Consider the following 16,679-nt stretch of genomic DNA (forward strand, 5'->3'; position numbering starts at 1 on the left):
CAAGTTTAAGGGAGGACAAATATTATGAAACTGAAAAAAGTAGCAGCACTTGGTCTGGCAACTGCAATGGCATTTTCTGTAACCGCTTGCTCCAGCAGCAAAACGGCAGAGACAACTGCAGCAGCAGAGGACGCAGAGACAACCGCAGCAGCAGACGGCGAGGCTGTTAAAGAAGCTGTTGAGGGCAAAGACCCGGCAGAAGTTAAAGTTGGTATTTCCATTTATCAGTTCGCTGATAACTTCATGACACTTTATAGAAACGAGCTTCAGAACTACTTAGTAAACGAGCTTGGCTTAAAGGCAGAGAACATCTCCATCATGGATGGTAAGAATGACCAGTCCGAGCAGATGAACCAGATCCGTAACTTCGTTACACAGGGATTTGACGTTATGATCGTAAACCTGGTACAGGCTTCTTCCGAGCCGGATGTTACCAACATCTGCAACGAAGCAGGTATCCCGGTTGTTTACATCAACCGTGAGCCGGATCTTGAGAGAGAAGAGGCTTGGGTAACGGATGGTATCAAAGCTACTTATGTAGGTGCTGATGCTAGACAGTCCGGTACATACCAGGGCGAAGAGATCGCTGAGCTTGAGAACAAGGGCGATGCAGACGGCGACGGCGTTGTTCGTTACATCATGGTTCAGGGCGATCCGGAGAACGTAGATGCTCAGTACAGAACCGAGAAATCCATCGAGAGACTGTCTCAGGATATCGAAGTAGAAGAGCTGACCAAACAGCGTGGTGACTGGGATCAGACCAAAGGTCAGGAGATCACAGCAAACGCTCTGTCCCAGTATGGCGACAAGATCGACGTTGTATTCTGCAACAACGATGCAATGGCACTTGGTGCTCTGCAGGCAATCGAAGCAGCTGGCAGAACTGTAAACAAAGACATCTACTTAGTAGGCGTTGATGCTCTGGTAGAGGTTGTTGAGAACGTTATGAACGACAAGATGACCGGTACCGTATTCAACGATTACTTCGGACAGGCTCACAAAGCAGCAGATGTAGCTCTTGATTTCGTAAACGGCAAAGATGTTGACAACGTATACATGGTAGACTATGTAAAAGTTACAGCAGAGAATGCTTCCGAGATTCTGGAACTCATTAAATAATTCTTGTAACAATCTACTGTTTCCGCGAGGGGATAGATAAAAATGTGTCGGGTGTGTCCAGTTGGCACACCCGATTTTATGAAAGGAGAGAATGGGATGGCAGAGTACAGATTGGAGATGCGCGGGGTATCGAAAAGTTTCCCTGGCGTTAAGGCTCTGGACAAGATAAACCTCAAAGTTCGTCCCGGTACCGTCCATGCACTGATGGGAGAGAACGGCGCCGGTAAATCCACCCTGATGAAATGTCTGTTCGGCATTTATCATATGGATGAAGGAGAGGTCTATCTGGACGGGGAAAAAGTAGAGATCCACAATCCGGATGAAGCCCTTCACAAAGGACTGGCAATGGTACATCAGGAGCTGCAGCCGATACCTGAGAGAACGGTAGCAGAGAATATGTACACCGGCCGTTACCCGACGAAGAAATTTGGACCGATTCAGGTGATCGACCATAAGAAGATGTTTGAAGAGACAGCAAAATGGCTGGACGATGTTAAGATGCCTTATGACCCGAAGGCAAAACTGGGAACCATGTCCATCGCCCAGATGCAGTCTGTAGAGATTGCCAAGGCTGTATCCTTAAATGCCAGAGTTGTAATTCTGGACGAGCCGACTTCCTCCTTAACGGATAATGAGGTAGAGGCACTTTTCCGCATTGTCCGTGACCTGAAATCAAGAGGTGTATCCCTCATCTATATTTCCCATAAGATGGCGGAGATTCGTGAGATTTGTGATGATATTACCATCATGCGAGACGGTACCTATGTCGGTTCCTGGCATATGGACGAGATTTCGGATGATGAGATCGTCAAACAGATGGTTGGTCGTGAGCTGACCAACATTTATCCTCCAAAGAATGATACGAAGGCAGGAGAGGTGCTTTTGGATGTCAGAGGATATTCCAGTATCCACGATCGTTCCTTCCAGGATTGCTCCTTTACCCTTAGAAGAGGCGAGATTCTTGGATTCGGCGGCCTGGTAGGTGCCCAGAGAACGGAGCTGATGGAAGGTATCTTCGGTATGCGTCATATTAAATCCGGAGAAGTTTACATTAAAGGTAAGAAAATGAACATTAAGCGTCCGCAGGATGCGATCCGCGGCGGTATCGGCATGATTACCGAGGACCGGCGTGGTACGGGTATCTTGGGATGTCTGTCCATTGCAGATAATGTATCAATTTCCTCCCTGGATCAGTATTTACATTATGGTATCAAACTGAATAAGAAAAAGATTGAGCAGCTTGTCAAGGATAACGTGGCGAAGCTTTCGATCAAGACACCGAGCAGTAAGACACTGATTCAGTCACTTTCAGGCGGTAACCAGCAGAAGGTTCTGATTTCCCGCTGGCTGGCCAACAACCCGGATATCCTCATCATGGATGAGCCGACCCGTGGTATCGACGTTGGTGCCAAGTACGAGATCTACCAGATCATGATTGACCTGGCAAAACAGGGCAAAGGTATCATCATGATTTCATCTGAGATGCCGGAGCTGATTGGTATGTCGAACCGTATCCTTGTTATGTGTAATGGTCACATTACCGGCGAGGTAGAGGGTGAGGAAGCAACTCAGGAGCGTATCATGAGCTACGCGACTAAGTTCTAAAGGAGGAAGAGAGAATGGATAAGAAACAACTGAATGTAAAAGATATATTGATCAATAACGGTATCGTTATTCTGATCCTGTTGATGGTTCTCTTTGTTGGTGTAACAAAACAGAACTTCTTCAGCAGCAGCAACTTTAGCAACATTTCCATCAACGTAGCATGTCGTTTCATCATCGCAGTCGGCGTATCCGGCTGTCTGATTACGAAAGGTACCGACCTTTCTGCAGGTCGTCTGGTTGGACTTTCTGCCTGCCTGGCAGGTACTCTGCTCCAGAAGAGTGATTACAGCGGACATTTTGAGCTGACCAAGGGATTTGGTGAGCAGAACGTATGGCTGATTCTCCTTATCTGTATCGCTATCAGCTGTGTATTTGGTCTTATCAATGGTATCGTAGTTGCTTACCTGAACGTACCGGCCTTCATCGGCACCCTGGGTATGCAGATGATCGTTTACGGTATCAACCTGGTTTATACCAAATCTGTACCGTTAGGCGGTTATCGTCAGGATTACACCATTATCGCAAATGGTAACTTCTTTGGGATTCCGTACCTGTTCATCATTGCATTTGTCATCGGCGCGATCATGTGGTTCGTATTTAACTACACCCGCCATGGTAAATATATGTATGCAATCGGCGGCAACGAGGCAGCAGCAGAGGTTGCTGGTGTAAATGTTAAGAAAACCAAGATCATTATCTATGTAACAGCTACTGCACTGTATGCCATCGCTGGTTTCCTTCTGGGAGCTAAGTCTGGTGGTGCCGGTGTAAATACCGGTAACGGTTACGAGCTGGAGGCTATTGCAGCTTGTACCATCGGTGGTGTATCTGTAAACGGTGGTATCGGACGTATCTCCGGTGTTATCATCGGTGTACTCGTATTCGAGTTCTTAAAGACCTGTCTGCAGTTCCTTGGCATCGATCCGAACTACCAGTATATCGCACAGGGTATCGTTATCGTTGTTGCGATTGCACTGGATATCCGTAAGTACATTGCGAAGAAGTAATAAGATTAACTGTGTTCTGACGAGAATGTATGTACCATATGAAAAGTCGTCGGGAACCGTACATAAATATTGAAAACAAATCCGAAACTCCCTCTCCATGGATGCATGGCGGGGGAGTTTTTTATATAATGGGAGAATCCGTTGGAATCTCCTATTATATAAACAGCCCTGCCGGGCAGGATTTTTTCTTGTATAAATCTGAAAAGTTGTAATCGTCAGGAGGATGGTGGACGAGATGGCGTGCCAGCTCTTGCTTTGACAGTGACGGAAAAATATTTTTGGATTGCCTGAACTTATTTTTATGGATATAATAAGAGAAGAGGCTGTTTCAGAGTGAGCAGCAGAGAAAACAAGCCATATTCTGAAAGGAACAAGGATGAGCGAAAACGAAATGCTGGAAAAGAATGAGACGATAAAAGAAACAGTGAGCGAAAAACTGGAGACGGCGAAAGAAGCGGCAGAGGAGACGGCAGATAAAACTCTGGAGGAACTGGAAGCGGAGAATGAAAAGCTCCGCCGGGAGCTGGAACTCATGAAAGAAAAGACCATCAAAGAGCGCATCTATGACCATGTGCATGTCTCTGTGCGGACGATGGATATTTTTATCGGCGTGATGGTGGTACTGTTTGTGGTGGTTGTGGTGATGGGGATGCTGAATAAGTAGAAAGCAGCCGTGGTTAAAACTGTTTTGAGGATAAATGAGAGGAGGAAGAAAGATGATGTACCCATTTATGACCTTAAATGATGATACGGAAATTACCCATTCTGAAATGCGGGCAGATGGCAGGGTTAAAGTTTATATAGAAACACCCGATGAAAAAGATGGATTTCACAATGCGATATGCTATTTGCCAGATTACAAGTGGGAGAATATAAATGGTTATTCAGATATGGAAATGAGTTATTTCAAGAAACTGATTCGGGAAAATGCACACTTGATTATGGAGTTTTCACAAGAGGGAGGAATTCTGAGTGCCGCAAATTTTTAGGATTGGACCATATATTGTATATTTTTGGTCGAATGAAAATGAGCCGCTGGAACCGGTGCATGTCCATATTGCAGAGGGAAGAGCAACTTCAAATGCGACAAAAGTGTGGATAACCAGTACGGGCAAGGCATTGCTCAGCCACAATTCTTCCAAAATATCAGCCCAAATTTTGAACAGTATGATTCGGGTGATAGAGGCCAACAGTGAAGAAATTATAGAAAAATGGCTTTCTCATTTTGGAGAAATACGGTACTTTTGTTAAGACTTTTTAAGAAATATAAAAAGGACAACTAATTTTATGGAAATCGAACGCAAATATTTAATTATCCACATTCCATTTGATATAGCCGGATACCCCTTCCACCAGATCGAGCAGGCATATCTAAGCACTGCTCCGGTCGTGCGTGTCCGTCAGGAGGATGACACCTATTATCTGACCTACAAATCCAAAGGACTGATGGCGCGGGAGGAATACAATCTGCCGCTGACGAAGGAATCCTATGAGCATCTCCGCTCGAAGGCTGACGGCAGGATTCTGACGAAAAAGCGTTATCTGATTCCGATGGAAGGAACGGAGTACACGATTGAGCTGGACATTTTTTTAGGTGAATATGAGGGATTGAAGCTGGCGGAGGTTGAATTTCCAAGTGAGGAAGCCGCACATGCCTTTGTGCCGCCGGAATGGTTCGGGCGCGAGGTGACGTTTACGGGCGAGTACCAGAACAGCCGTCTGGCGCTGGCGGAAAAACTGGTATTAAAAACGAAAGAATAAAAACGAAAGAACAATACAAAGGTATATTATTAATGATAAAACAAGTAATGAATTGGATCAAAACGCACCGCTACTGTCTGGCAGGACTCTATATGCTGGTGTTTCTGTCAGGATTTTTTCTGCTGGAGCTGCATGAACCATCGGATGTTCATATTATACACTGTGCGGTCGATGACCTGATACCGTTTAATGAATGGTTTGTACTGCCGTATTTTCTGTGGTACGCGTGGGTGCCGGTGTTTATGATTTATTTTATGATCAAGGATCGGGAGGCATATCTGAGACTTTGTTTTGTGATGTTTGCAGGAGCAACCTTTTGCTTATTTGTCTACCTGCTGGCACCGAACGGTTTAAATCTGCGGCAGGAGATCACATCACAGAATTTCTGCGCGCAGATTGTGAGGTTTCTGCGGAGTGTGGATCCGCCGAACAATGTCTGCCCGTCGATCCATGTATCGAGCACTGTGGCGGTGCATCTGACGATCTGCCACGCGGCAAGTGTGCGGAACAAGAAACCGATCCGTACACTTTCGTGGATTGTCACGATTCTGATTTGTCTTTCAACCATGTTCATCAAACAGCATTCGCTGGTCGATGTGCTCTGTGGCTGGATTTTGAGCCTGATTCTTGACGAGGCGGTGAATGTGTGGGTGCTAGTAAAGGCATTTTCAAAAGGAAAAGCTGGAAAAACAACGAATGCGGTTCATGAAGAATAAAAAAGTGAACGAATTGAACAGTTGCAATGATTTTCTGATATCTAAAAAGAAAAAATGATTGCTTTGTGGAAAATAAAAAAATAATATAAAAAGTGTTATAAAAACAAAGAACAGGAGGAAATAATCATGGCTGTAGTATACGCATTTTTAGCAGATGGACTGGAAGAAGTGGAATGTCTGGCGACGGCAGACGTGCTGATCCGCGCGGGTGTGAAGGTAAAACTGGTTTCGATTACGGGTAAAAAAGAGGTGAAGGGCGCACATGGATTTGGTATCCATGCAGATGCCCTGCTGCATGAGGTTGATCCGATGAAAGCGGATCTTCTGTTCCTTCCGGGCGGTATGCCGGGAACGAAAAATCTGATGGCGTGCAAACCGCTCTGCGATGCACTGGTGCATGCAGATGCTGCTGGAAAGCGCCTGGCAGCGATCTGTGCGGCTCCGAGCATTCTGGGGCAGCTGGGGCTTTTGAAGGACAAGAAGGCAACCTGCTATCCGGGCTTTGAGGATGCCCTGACCGGTGCGAAGCTGACGGGTGCGGGCGTTGTGACGGACGGCAATATCACAACGGCGCGTGGACTTGGATATGCGCTGGATCTGGGAATTGAGCTGGCATCGCTCTTAGTCGATCGCCCGGTAGCATTACAGGTCAAAGATTCAATTCAGTATGACCAGGTGTAGTTTCAACTTAGAAACACACAGAAAATGCATCAAAAATGGCATAAAACCCACCTAAAACCACTCATAAACCCGCAAAAAGTGAACGCAAAATTATATTTTCCGCTAGTATTTAGCACGCAGATATGCTATAATGCTATCTTGAAGTGTAACGCCCGGTAGAATGGCGGTTCACATATAGAAGCAAGGAGGACCCCTTAAAATGAGTTTACAGGTAGAAAAATTAGAGAAGAACATGGCAAAGCTGACCATCGAAGTTCCGGCTGAAGAGTTTGATGCAGCAATCAAAAATGCGTACAACAAGAACAAAAACAAATTCAGCATCCCGGGATTCCGTAAAGGTAAAGCACCGTTAGCTATGCTGGAGAAGATGTATGGCGCTGGCATTTTCTATGAGGATGCAGCAAACGAAGTGATCGACGCATCTTATCCGAAGGCAGCAGAGGAGAGCAAGGAAGAGATCGTTTCCACTCCGGAGATCAAAGTGACTCAGATCGAAAAAGGTAAGGCATTCATCTACGAGGCAACCGTAGCTCTGAAACCGGAAGTAACTCTGGGCGAGTACAAAGGCGTAGAAGTTAAGAAGGCAGAAGCTGTTGTGACAGACGAGGATGTAGAGAACGAGCTGACTGCAGCACGTAAGAAAAACGGCAGACTGATTGACGTAGAAGACGGCGCAATCGAGGACGGCGACAACACTATCATCGACTTCACCGGCTACATTGATGACAAGACATTTGACGGCGGCGCTGGTACAGATTATCCGCTGGTAATCGGTTCCCATTCCTTCATCGAGGGCTTTGAGGATCAGTTAATCGGCAAGAAAAAAGGCGAGACCTGTGACGTAAACGTTACTTTCCCGGCTGAGTACCATGCAGATGAGCTGGCTGGCAAACCGGCTAAGTTCGTTGTAACCATCAAAGAAGTTAAGAGAAACGAGCTTCCGGAGCTGAACGATGAGTTCGCAAGCGAAGTATCTGATTTCGATACTCTGGATGAGTACAAAGCAGACATCCGCAAGAAACTGCAGGAGAAGAAAGAGCAGGACGCTAAAGTAGAGAACGAGAACAACGTAATCGAAAAAGTAGTTGAGAACGCTCAGATGGAACTGCCGCAGCCGATGGTTGACACTCAGGCAAGAGAGATGGTAGAGAACTACGCTCGCCGTCTGCAGAGCCAGGGCTTAAACATCAACGATTACATGAAATATACCGGCATGACACCGGAGAAGCTGATGGAGCAGATGCGTCCGGAAGCAGAGAAGAGAATCAAGACCAGACTGGTTCTTGAGAAAGTAGTTGAAGTTGAGAACGTAGAAGTTTCCGATGAGAAGCTTGACGAGCAGATCAACGAGATCGCAGCATCCTATAAACTGGAAGGCGCTAAGCTGAAAGAAATGATGGGTGAGCGCGAGAAAGAGCAGATCCGTGAGGACCTGAAAGTTCAGGCAGCGATCGATTTACTGGTAGAGCAGGCAAAGCTTGCTTAATCAAACCGATAAAAGCGAATACTGAAATACGGCAGAATTCTATGGTGTCCTAAGGCATCATAGAATTTTGTATTACTGTTCACAGGCAGGCACTTTTGGAACCGAAAGTGCCGTGCGATAACATAGTGGCAGCAGATTTTGCAGATTTGTAATGCGAAGCATCAGCAAAATCCTGTTACAGTTTGCACGCGTGTGAACTGTAACAATTTTTGCCATAAACATTCATTCTCAATTATAGGAGGAAGAATCATGAGTTTAGTACCTTATGTCCTTGAATCCACCAGCCGCGGCGAGCGGACGTATGACATTTACTCCCGTTTGCTTAAAGATCGTATCATTTTCCTGGGAGAGGAAGTAAATGATGTGACAGCCAGCCTGGTTGTAGCACAGCTTCTGTTCCTGGAGGCAGAGGATCCGAATAAGGATATCAGCTTATATATCAACAGCCCGGGCGGTTCTGTTACCGCAGGTATGGCGATCTATGACACGATGAATTATATCAAATGTGATGTATCTACCATCTGTCTGGGTATGGCAGCCAGCATGGGCGCATTCCTGCTTTCCGGCGGTACCAAAGGAAAGAGATATGCACTTCCGAACGCAGAAGTGATGATTCACCAGCCATCCGGCGGCGCGAGAGGACAGGCAACCGAGATCCAGATTGTAGCGGAGAATATTCTTCGTACCAAGAAGAAATTAAATGAGATTCTGGCAGCCAATACAGGCCAGCCGTATGACGTGATCGTGCGTGATACAGAGCGTGATAATTACATGACAGCAGAGCAGGCGAAAGAGTATGGTCTGATTGATTGTGTCATTACCAACCACTAATTAGATTTCTGGATGGAATAATAGAAAGGAACAAGGTGGAAGTATGCCAGGCAGAACAGACGACAAAATACGCTGCTCATTTTGCGGCAAGACACAGGATCAGGTTAGAAAACTGATCGCTGGCACAGATAATGTATATATCTGCGATGACTGTATCGAACTCTGCTCGGAGATTCTGGAAGAGGAATTTGCCGATCAGGAAAAAGGACCGGATTTCAGCGGAATCAACCTGCTGAAGCCGAAGGAAATCAAAGAATTTCTCGATGAGTATGTCATCGGACAGGACGACGCCAAGAAGGTGCTCTCCGTAGCGGTTTATAACCATTACAAGAGAGTTATGTCCAAGTCCACGCAGGATGTAGAGCTTCAGAAGAGCAACATCCTGATGCTCGGACCGACCGGTTCCGGTAAGACATACCTGGCGCAGACGCTGGCGAAGATCTTAAATGTACCGTTTGCCATCGCGGATGCGACCACTCTGACCGAGGCTGGATATGTCGGCGAGGATGTAGAGAACATTCTCTTGAAGATCATCCAGGCGGCTGATTACGACGTCAGCAAGGCAGAGTACGGCATCATTTATATTGATGAGATTGATAAAATTACGAAGAAGTCTGAAAATGTATCTATCACCCGCGATGTATCGGGCGAGGGTGTACAGCAGGCGCTTTTAAAGATTCTGGAAGGAACCATTGCCAGTGTTCCGCCGCAGGGCGGCAGAAAGCATCCGCAGCAGGAACTGATTCAGATCGATACGACCAACATCCTGTTCATCTGCGGCGGTGCATTTGACGGTCTGGAGAAGATCATCGACAGCCGTTTAGGTGCCGGTTCCATCGGATTTAACTCCGATATTGTGGATCGCAAGCATCAGGATATCGATGAGCTTCTGAAACAGGTAATGCCGCAGGATCTGACGAAGTTTGGTCTGATTCCGGAGTTTATCGGTCGTGTGCCAATCACGGTATCGCTCCAGACGCTCAATGAGGAGGCGCTGGTCCGCATTTTAAGAGAGCCGAAGAATGCCCTGATCAAGCAGTATCAGGCGCTTCTCGATCTGGACGGCGTGAAGCTGGAGTTCACGGATGATGCGCTGATGGCGATCGCCCACATGGCAGTCGAGAGAAAGACGGGAGCCAGAGGACTTCGTTCTATCATGGAGTCCCTGATGATGGATACCATGTATGAGATTCCGTCCGATTCCACGATCGGCATCTGCACGATTACCAAAGACGTAGTCGAGGGAAAGAGTGCGCCGGAGCTGGTATATCGCGACAATACGGTGCCCCGCAAGTCTTTTACAGGACGTTCTAAGAAAGACAGAACCGGCGAGATTGCGTAAATGTAAAGGAAAATAAATGCAGCAGCTTGAGAATGGCGGCTGTTAATGGGGTCTGTGAGATGGCGAACTGCCATAGGCAGACCCCTGTTTTTCTTTTCACAGGAAATAACGATACATTTGATTAAGAAAGATAAAGGTGTTATGGAAGATAAGAAACTGACAATGCCGATGATCGCGCTGCGCGGACTGACCGTGCTGCCGCAGATGACGGTAAATTTCGATATCATCCGGGATAAATCCATCGCGGCGGTGGAGCAGGCGATGGTGGGCGATCAGCGAGTATTTCTGGCGACGCAGAAGCAGCCGGATGAGGTGATCCCGGATATTGACGGGATTTTTCAGGTAGGAACGATTGGCTACGTGAAACAGCTTGTCAAGATGCCGGGCGGCATGGTGCGCGTCACGGTGGAAGGGCAGGAGAGAGCCGAGCTTCTGGAGATGGAGAAGGGCGAGGCATGCTGCACTGCGATCGTGGAGATTCTGGATCCGGTCGAGGACGATCTGGACACGATTCAGAAAGAGGCGATGCTCCGGATTCTGAAAGAAAAGCTGGAAGAATACGGAAAATTAAATGTGGCAGCGGGACGTGAAGTATTAAGTCCGTTGATCGCACAGCCAGATCTGACCGAATTAATGAACCAGATATCAGCCCAGTTCCCGTGGAACTATGAAGCGCGCCAGTCGGTACTGGAATGCCGGACGCTGACGGAGATGTATGAGACAGAGCTGCAGCTTCTGCTGACGGAATTAGAGGTTTACCGCGTGAAACGCGAGTTTCAGACGAAGGTAAAGGCGGCGCTGGATAAAAATCAGCGTGATTATATTCTGCGGGAGCAGCTGCGTGTGATCCGGGAGGAGCTGGGAGAGGAAAATCCGGTTTCTGATGCGGATGAGATGAAGGAACAGTTGAAGAAGATCAAAGCCAGCGTGGAAGTAAAGGAGCGGATCCGCAAGGAGATCAACCGTTTCCAGAATATGCCGGCTGGCAGCCAGGATGCGAATGTGATCCGGACATATCTGGAAACGGTGCTGGAACTGCCGTGGAACAAAATGACGAAGGATAACGCGAGCCTGAAGCATGCGGAAGAGATTCTGGAAGCCGACCATTATGGTCTGGAAAAGGTCAAAGAGCGCGTGCTGGAATACCTGGCAGTCCGCATCCTGACGAAGAAGGGCACCAGCCCGATCCTTTGCCTGGTGGGACCGCCTGGAACCGGTAAAACTTCGATCGCCCGCTCGATTGCGAAGGCGATGGGACGCAAATATGTCCGCATCAGCCTGGGCGGCGTGCGCGACGAGGCGGAGATCCGCGGTCACAGAAAGACCTACGTCGGCGCGATGCCGGGACGCATCGTGGAAGGGCTCAAGCAGGCAGGGGTTGCCAATCCGCTGATGCTGCTGGATGAGATCGACAAAGTCAGCAGCGATTATAAGGGAGATACATCCTCGGCGCTCTTAGAGGTGCTGGACAGCGAGCAGAATGTGAAATTCCGCGACCATTATGTGGAGATCCCGATTGACCTGTCGGAGGTATTATTTATCGCGACGGCGAATACAACGCAGACGATCCCTGGACCGCTGCTGGACCGTATGGAGCTGATTGAAGTCAATAGTTACACGGAAAATGAAAAATATCACATTGCAAAAGACTATCTGATTCCGAAACAGCTGGAGAAGAATGGCCTTTCGAAGGAACAGTTAAATATCACGGGTTCGGCGCTGGAGAAAATGATTCACAGCTACACCAGGGAAGCTGGAGTCAGGAATCTGGAGCGCCGGGTTGGCGATATCTGCCGAAAGGCAGCCAGAGAGGTGCTGGAGAAGAAGAAACCGTCGATCCGCGTGACAGAGCGGAATCTGGATCATTATCTGGGACGCGAGAAAGTCTTCTTCGATGCAGCCGGAAATGAGGCACAGGTCGGTATCGTGCGCGGTCTGGCGTGGACGAGCGTCGGCGGCGATACACTGCAGATCGAGGTCAATGTCATGCCGGGCAAAGGCGTGCTGCAGATGACGGGTCAGATGGGCGATGTCATGAAGGAGTCGGCGCAGATTGCACTGACCTATGTGCGTTCGGTTGCATCTGATTACGGCGTGAAGGAGAACTATTTCGAGAAACACGATATTCACCTGCATATCCCGGAGGGCGCGGTGCCGAAGGATGGTCCGTCGGCCGGAATCACGATGGCAACGGCGATGCTGTCGGCGGTGACAGGACGGAAGGTACTGCCGCGTGTGGCGATGACCGGCGAGGTAACGCTGCGCGGTCATGTGCTGATGATCGGCGGTCTGAAAGAAAAACTGCTCGCAGCCCGCATGGCGCAGGTGGAAAAGGTACTGGTACCGGCGAAAAATCAGCCGGATGTCGAGGAACTTTCGAAGGAAATCACGAAAGGAATGGAGATCGTATACATCAAGGAGATGAACGAAGTCATCCGAGAGGCATTTGTACCGGAGAAATAGCGGTTTAGTAGGAGAAAAAATATGATTATAAAAGATGTAAATCTGGAAACCGTCTGCGGTATCACCAGTAAGCTGCCGGCAAATACACAGCCGGAATTCGCGTTTGCAGGCAAATCAAACGTCGGCAAATCGTCCCTGATCAATGCGCTGATGAACCGCCGATCCTATGCGAGAACATCCTCGCAGCCGGGCAAGACCCAGACGATCAATTTTTACCATATCAACGACGCGTTTTACTACGTCGATCTGCCAGGGTACGGCTACGCGCGCGCGAGCGTCGAGGTCAAGGCAAAGTGGGGCAAGATGATTGAAAATTATCTGCACAAATCGCAGATGCTTCGCTGCGTCTTCCTGCTGATTGATATCCGTCATGAGCCATCTTCAAACGACAAACTCATGTACGACTGGATCGTTTCCCAGGGCTTCCAGCCGATCCTGATTGCGACCAAGGCTGACAAGATCAAGCGCAGCCAGCTCCAGAAACAGTTAAAGATTCTCAGAACAGGTCTGGGAGTCGGCACCGAAGTGATGATGATTCCGTTCTCCGCCGAGACAAAACAGGGCAGAGAAGAGATCTGGAACTATCTGGAGACGGAGATCTGGAGGGTGGAACATCCGGGGGAATAGATGCCGGTGGGTAATTGTTCACAGGTAGGAATTTTCTGAACTGAAAATTCCGTATGATACAGTTCCGGCAGCAGATTTTGCCGATTTGGAATGCGTAGCATCGGCAAAATCCCGTTGCTGAGCACACATGTGTGAACAGTAACGCCGGTGGAGAGTGCGGACGGCGAGAAATAGAATAGAGTTTTAGAAAAATTCGAAAAATAAACGTATAAACTGCGGTATCTGACCGGATATCAGGCGGCGCCTATCCTTGCGGGCGATGTCAAATATCTGGGCTGGGTGGCGCAGTTTTTTGTTTCACAGGAAATTGCGTCCTATGAAACAAAAAAAGCGTTAGGTTTTTTTGAGAGAATAAAATATATATTTCTGGAAAATATAAAAATTGAGGTAACTGTTCAGTAGGTCTGCGCATTTACTGCGCTGACCGTACGAAAACATGGGTCAGCAGGAAAAAATTCCATTGCCGTAGGCAATTTTTAATGAATTTTTGCGCGTGACTGTGAAGGTACTGAACAGTTACGAATTGAGGAAAAAAATAAGGATATTTTGACATGAAAAATGGCAGGATGGAATTTAAGCTTTATAATGGTGCGGGTTGTGATTGAGTTGTGAGATAGAAGGGAGCAGCCATGTTTGAAAATCGGACGGATCTGGCGTTGGAGGAGAGAGAAAGTTTTGAGGGGGATGGGGGCGAAATCGGCGGTGTGGCGCTGCGGGAATGGCGCTGTCATGGCAGTTCGATCCGGATGACGGAAGTCTCGATTTTGAACGAAAAAGGTGCGGAATCAATGGGAAAGCCGATGGGAACCTACCTGACGATGGAAGATCCGGGGCTGTCGGAGACAGAGGACGCATACTGTGAGGCGGCTGCCGGGGAGTTAGGACGGCAGCTGGCGTCCCTGATCCGGAAAAACTGTGCTTCAACCATGGCCGGACTTTCGATTCTGGTAGCGGGACTGGGAAACCGGCAGGTGACGCCGGATTCGCTGGGACCGCGCGTGGTGGATGGGCTTTCGATGAACCGCCATCTGCGGACGGAGCCAGGCAGAAGAAATGGCACATACCTCTATACGGCTGAGAAAGCGGGGCGGACGGTGCATCCGGTTCTCAGCGGTATCCATCCAGGGGTGATGGCACAGACAGGGATGGAGACGGCAGAAATTGTCCGCGGCGTCGTGCGGGAGAGCCGCCCGGATCTGGTGATCGCGGTCGACGCGCTGGCGGCGCGAAACGTCCACCGTCTGGCAAGCACCATTCAGCTGACGGATACAGGAATTCATCCGGGTTCCGGCGTCGGCAACCACCGCCGGGGAATGACGCGGGAAAATCTCGGCGTGCCGGTAATCGCGATCGGCGTTCCGACGGTTGTGGGCGCGGCGGCGATCGTTCACGGGACGGTCAATGCGTTAGTGCGGACACTAACCGCCTCAAAAGAGGGCAGCCGGTACGGTGAATACATCCGGGAACTGGATTCGGACAGCCAATATGAGCTGATCCGGGAACTTCTGGAACCTGAATTTGGAGCGATGTTTGTGACCCCGCAGGACATGGACGAGCGTATCTGCAAGCTGAGCGCAGCAATCGCCGAGGGGATCCGGCGGGCAGTGGAACGGCTGGAGGAAGAAAGATAACACTGAAAAAAATGCCAGATTGAAAAACAGAACTAAACAGGAAACTACACTTTGCTAACCGCATAGGATAGAACAGGAAAGAAGGGAGATGAATGCGGTGCGGTGGTGGCAGAGGGCAGCCGGGCTCCTGATGGTTCTGTTTTTGCTGACAGTCGGCTGGAAGATGCGTGCATTCATCTGGACAGCTGTGCAGAATGCGGTGGTAAGGTCCTGGTACCCGGTCTGGGGGACTAATTTGCGGGATATACCAGATTCGGAGGAGGGGAAAAGGCATAGACTTGCCGGGTGGAAGAAACAGACGCAGGGAGAAGCCGATCCGTCCTATTATAAATATCTGGAAGAACAGGAAGTCCGGCAGGAGTATATGGATTTCCTGGCACAGTTTTCCGGGAGTAGGCTGGTGGATGGAACTTTACTTGGAAAATGGAACGGGCTTGTTCATGAAAGTGGGAGACAGGGCGGCGGAGAGACGGACGAAGAGAGGCTGTATAGTGCTGGAAAGAATGGAGAAAAGACAGAGAGGGCAAATACTGCCGCACTGGTGGACAGCCCGCGTCTGCGGAAAAAGCTGGAAGATTATGATTATCTGATCCAGCATTTTTTTACAATCCACCCGACGGCGTCGATTGACCGGAGCCTGATGAACGCAGAGACATTTTTGTCGATGGATCTGACAATCAGGAAGGACGAGGCGGACGGACCACAGATCTTGATTTATCATACCCATTCGCAGGAAAATTATAGAGATTATACGGGAAGCGACGGAAAGGGCGCGGTGGTGTCTCTGGGGGAAGAGCTGGCAAAACGGCTGCGGACGAAAGGATATCAGGTCTGGCACGATACAACTGCCTATGATATGAAGTCGGGGCATCTAGACCGGAGCCGTGCCTATACATATGCCTGCGAGGGTGTCACGAACCTTTTGCAGAAATACCCGTCGATTCAGGTGATTTTAGATGTGCACCGGGACGGTGTCAGCGAGCAGACGCATCTAGTCACGCAGATAGAAGGGAAACCAACGGCACAGATCATGTTTTTCAACGGTACCAGCGAGACGCCGGACGGACCGATCGAGTATCTGGCAAATCCCTGCCGGAAGGAAAATCTGGCGTTCAGTTTTCAGATGAAGTGGAATGCCGATCAGATATATCCTGGGTTTACGCGGACAATTTATTTAAAGGGGCTTCGTTACAATCTACATCTACGCCCGCGCTCGGCGTTGATCGAGGTCGGGGCACAGACGAATACATATGAAGAGGCGGTCAATGCGATGGATCCGCTGGCGCAGCTTCTGGATCAGGTGCTGACAGGTTGCTGTTGACGGGCTAATGTCAAGGCTTTTTCTATTTCAGGACTTGCGGCGTACCTGAAAAAATGGTATATTCATTTAGATCAGGTGTTATTTATTAT

At 48.7% G+C, this 16,679-nt stretch carries 16 protein-coding genes; all 16 read left to right on the forward strand.

The genetic code is table 11. The features are described 5' to 3' along the window. Positions 1-24: 24 nt before the first annotated feature. The 16 genes from DWZ76_RS08640 (at position 25) to spoIIP (ending at position 16,590) form a co-directional block, all read left to right on the forward strand. Complete coding sequence (locus DWZ76_RS08640; protein WP_182431301.1) at positions 25-1,119, forward strand: substrate-binding domain-containing protein; 1,095 nt, start codon at positions 25-27, stop codon at positions 1,117-1,119. 96 nt (positions 1,120-1,215) lie between these two features. After that, complete coding sequence (locus tag DWZ76_RS08645; RefSeq protein ID WP_118472442.1) at positions 1,216-2,724, forward strand: sugar ABC transporter ATP-binding protein; 1,509 nt, start codon at positions 1,216-1,218, stop codon at positions 2,722-2,724. A gap of 14 nt (positions 2,725-2,738) precedes the next feature. Further along, positions 2,739-3,731 carry a beta-methylgalactoside transporter gene (locus DWZ76_RS08650; RefSeq protein WP_118472443.1) on the forward strand — a complete coding sequence of 331 codons (993 nt, stop codon included), beginning with the start codon at positions 2,739-2,741 and terminating at the stop codon, positions 3,729-3,731. A gap of 376 nt (positions 3,732-4,107) precedes the next feature. Further along, positions 4,108-4,395: a hypothetical protein gene (locus DWZ76_RS08655; protein ID WP_227589388.1), complete on the forward strand. Its 288-nt coding sequence runs from the start codon at positions 4,108-4,110 to the stop codon at positions 4,393-4,395. A gap of 52 nt (positions 4,396-4,447) precedes the next feature. Further along, positions 4,448-4,720 carry a hypothetical protein gene (locus tag DWZ76_RS08660; protein ID WP_107001611.1) on the forward strand — a complete coding sequence of 91 codons (273 nt, stop codon included), beginning with the start codon at positions 4,448-4,450 and terminating at the stop codon, positions 4,718-4,720. Next, positions 4,704-4,982, forward strand: coding sequence for a DUF4160 domain-containing protein (locus DWZ76_RS08665; protein ID WP_107001610.1), 279 nt, complete (start codon positions 4,704-4,706; stop codon positions 4,980-4,982). The genes DWZ76_RS08660 and DWZ76_RS08665 overlap by 17 nt, the downstream gene beginning before the upstream one ends. Positions 4,983-5,018: 36 nt before the next feature. Continuing rightward, complete coding sequence (locus DWZ76_RS08670) at positions 5,019-5,492, forward strand: CYTH domain-containing protein (protein ID WP_118472444.1); 474 nt, start codon at positions 5,019-5,021, stop codon at positions 5,490-5,492. 47 nt (positions 5,493-5,539) lie between these two features. After that, positions 5,540-6,208, forward strand: a complete 669-nt coding sequence (locus DWZ76_RS08675; RefSeq protein ID WP_182431303.1) for a phosphatase PAP2 family protein — start codon at positions 5,540-5,542, stop codon at positions 6,206-6,208. Between the two features lie 126 nt (positions 6,209-6,334). Beyond that, complete coding sequence (locus DWZ76_RS08680; RefSeq protein ID WP_118472446.1) at positions 6,335-6,889, forward strand: DJ-1 family glyoxalase III; 555 nt, start codon at positions 6,335-6,337, stop codon at positions 6,887-6,889. 199 nt (positions 6,890-7,088) lie between these two features. Further along, complete coding sequence (tig, locus tag DWZ76_RS08685) at positions 7,089-8,375, forward strand: trigger factor (RefSeq protein ID WP_022359227.1); 1,287 nt, start codon at positions 7,089-7,091, stop codon at positions 8,373-8,375. Between the two features lie 249 nt (positions 8,376-8,624). Continuing rightward, on the forward strand, positions 8,625-9,206 hold the full coding sequence (gene clpP, locus DWZ76_RS08690) for an ATP-dependent Clp endopeptidase proteolytic subunit ClpP (protein ID WP_022359226.1): 582 nt from the start codon (positions 8,625-8,627) through the stop codon (positions 9,204-9,206). A gap of 43 nt (positions 9,207-9,249) precedes the next feature. After that, a complete protein-coding gene (gene clpX / locus DWZ76_RS08695) occupies positions 9,250-10,548 on the forward strand; it encodes an ATP-dependent Clp protease ATP-binding subunit ClpX (protein WP_117795072.1) in 1,299 nt (432 codons plus the stop codon). Between the two features lie 141 nt (positions 10,549-10,689). Next, complete coding sequence (gene lon, locus DWZ76_RS08700) at positions 10,690-13,011, forward strand: endopeptidase La (protein WP_118472498.1); 2,322 nt, start codon at positions 10,690-10,692, stop codon at positions 13,009-13,011. Positions 13,012-13,032: 21 nt separating this feature from the next. Then, positions 13,033-13,638 (forward strand): ribosome biogenesis GTP-binding protein YihA/YsxC, encoded by a 606-nt coding sequence (yihA, locus tag DWZ76_RS08705; protein ID WP_118472447.1) that lies wholly within the window; start codon positions 13,033-13,035, stop codon positions 13,636-13,638. A 629-nt stretch (positions 13,639-14,267) separates the two neighbouring features. Further along, positions 14,268-15,269, forward strand: a complete 1,002-nt coding sequence (gpr, locus tag DWZ76_RS08710) for a GPR endopeptidase (RefSeq protein ID WP_118472448.1) — start codon at positions 14,268-14,270, stop codon at positions 15,267-15,269. An 88-nt stretch (positions 15,270-15,357) separates the two neighbouring features. After that, a complete protein-coding gene (gene spoIIP, locus DWZ76_RS08715; protein ID WP_118472449.1) occupies positions 15,358-16,590 on the forward strand; it encodes a stage II sporulation protein P in 1,233 nt (410 codons plus the stop codon). Positions 16,591-16,679 lie beyond the last annotated feature (89 nt).

It is taken from the genome of Clostridium sp. AF35-15, from assembly GCF_003477745.1.
Classification (GTDB): domain Bacteria; phylum Bacillota; class Clostridia; order Lachnospirales; family Lachnospiraceae; genus Otoolea; species Otoolea fessa.

Bases quoted from the DNA above. Each gene is read 5' to 3' on its own strand.
- DWZ76_RS08640 (WP_182431301.1), top strand. From the start codon at position 25: ATGAAACTGAAAAAAGTAGCAGCACTTGGTCTGGCAACTGCAATGGCA.
- yihA (WP_118472447.1), top strand. From the start codon at position 13,033: ATGATTATAAAAGATGTAAATCTGGAAACCGTCTGCGGTATCACCAGT.
- DWZ76_RS08660 (WP_107001611.1), top strand. From the start codon at position 4,448: ATGATGTACCCATTTATGACCTTAAATGATGATACGGAAATTACCCAT.
- DWZ76_RS08655 (WP_227589388.1), top strand. From the start codon at position 4,108: ATGAGCGAAAACGAAATGCTGGAAAAGAATGAGACGATAAAAGAAACA.
- DWZ76_RS08670 (WP_118472444.1), top strand. From the start codon at position 5,019: ATGGAAATCGAACGCAAATATTTAATTATCCACATTCCATTTGATATA.
- tig (WP_022359227.1), top strand. From the start codon at position 7,089: ATGAGTTTACAGGTAGAAAAATTAGAGAAGAACATGGCAAAGCTGACC.
- spoIIP (WP_118472449.1), top strand. From the start codon at position 15,358: ATGAATGCGGTGCGGTGGTGGCAGAGGGCAGCCGGGCTCCTGATGGTT.
- DWZ76_RS08645 (WP_118472442.1), top strand. From the start codon at position 1,216: ATGGCAGAGTACAGATTGGAGATGCGCGGGGTATCGAAAAGTTTCCCT.
- DWZ76_RS08680 (WP_118472446.1), top strand. From the start codon at position 6,335: ATGGCTGTAGTATACGCATTTTTAGCAGATGGACTGGAAGAAGTGGAA.
- clpX (WP_117795072.1), top strand. From the start codon at position 9,250: ATGCCAGGCAGAACAGACGACAAAATACGCTGCTCATTTTGCGGCAAG.
- DWZ76_RS08675 (WP_182431303.1), top strand. From the start codon at position 5,540: ATGAATTGGATCAAAACGCACCGCTACTGTCTGGCAGGACTCTATATG.
- DWZ76_RS08650 (WP_118472443.1), top strand. From the start codon at position 2,739: ATGGATAAGAAACAACTGAATGTAAAAGATATATTGATCAATAACGGT.
- lon (WP_118472498.1), top strand. From the start codon at position 10,690: ATGGAAGATAAGAAACTGACAATGCCGATGATCGCGCTGCGCGGACTG.
- gpr (WP_118472448.1), top strand. From the start codon at position 14,268: ATGTTTGAAAATCGGACGGATCTGGCGTTGGAGGAGAGAGAAAGTTTT.
- clpP (WP_022359226.1), top strand. From the start codon at position 8,625: ATGAGTTTAGTACCTTATGTCCTTGAATCCACCAGCCGCGGCGAGCGG.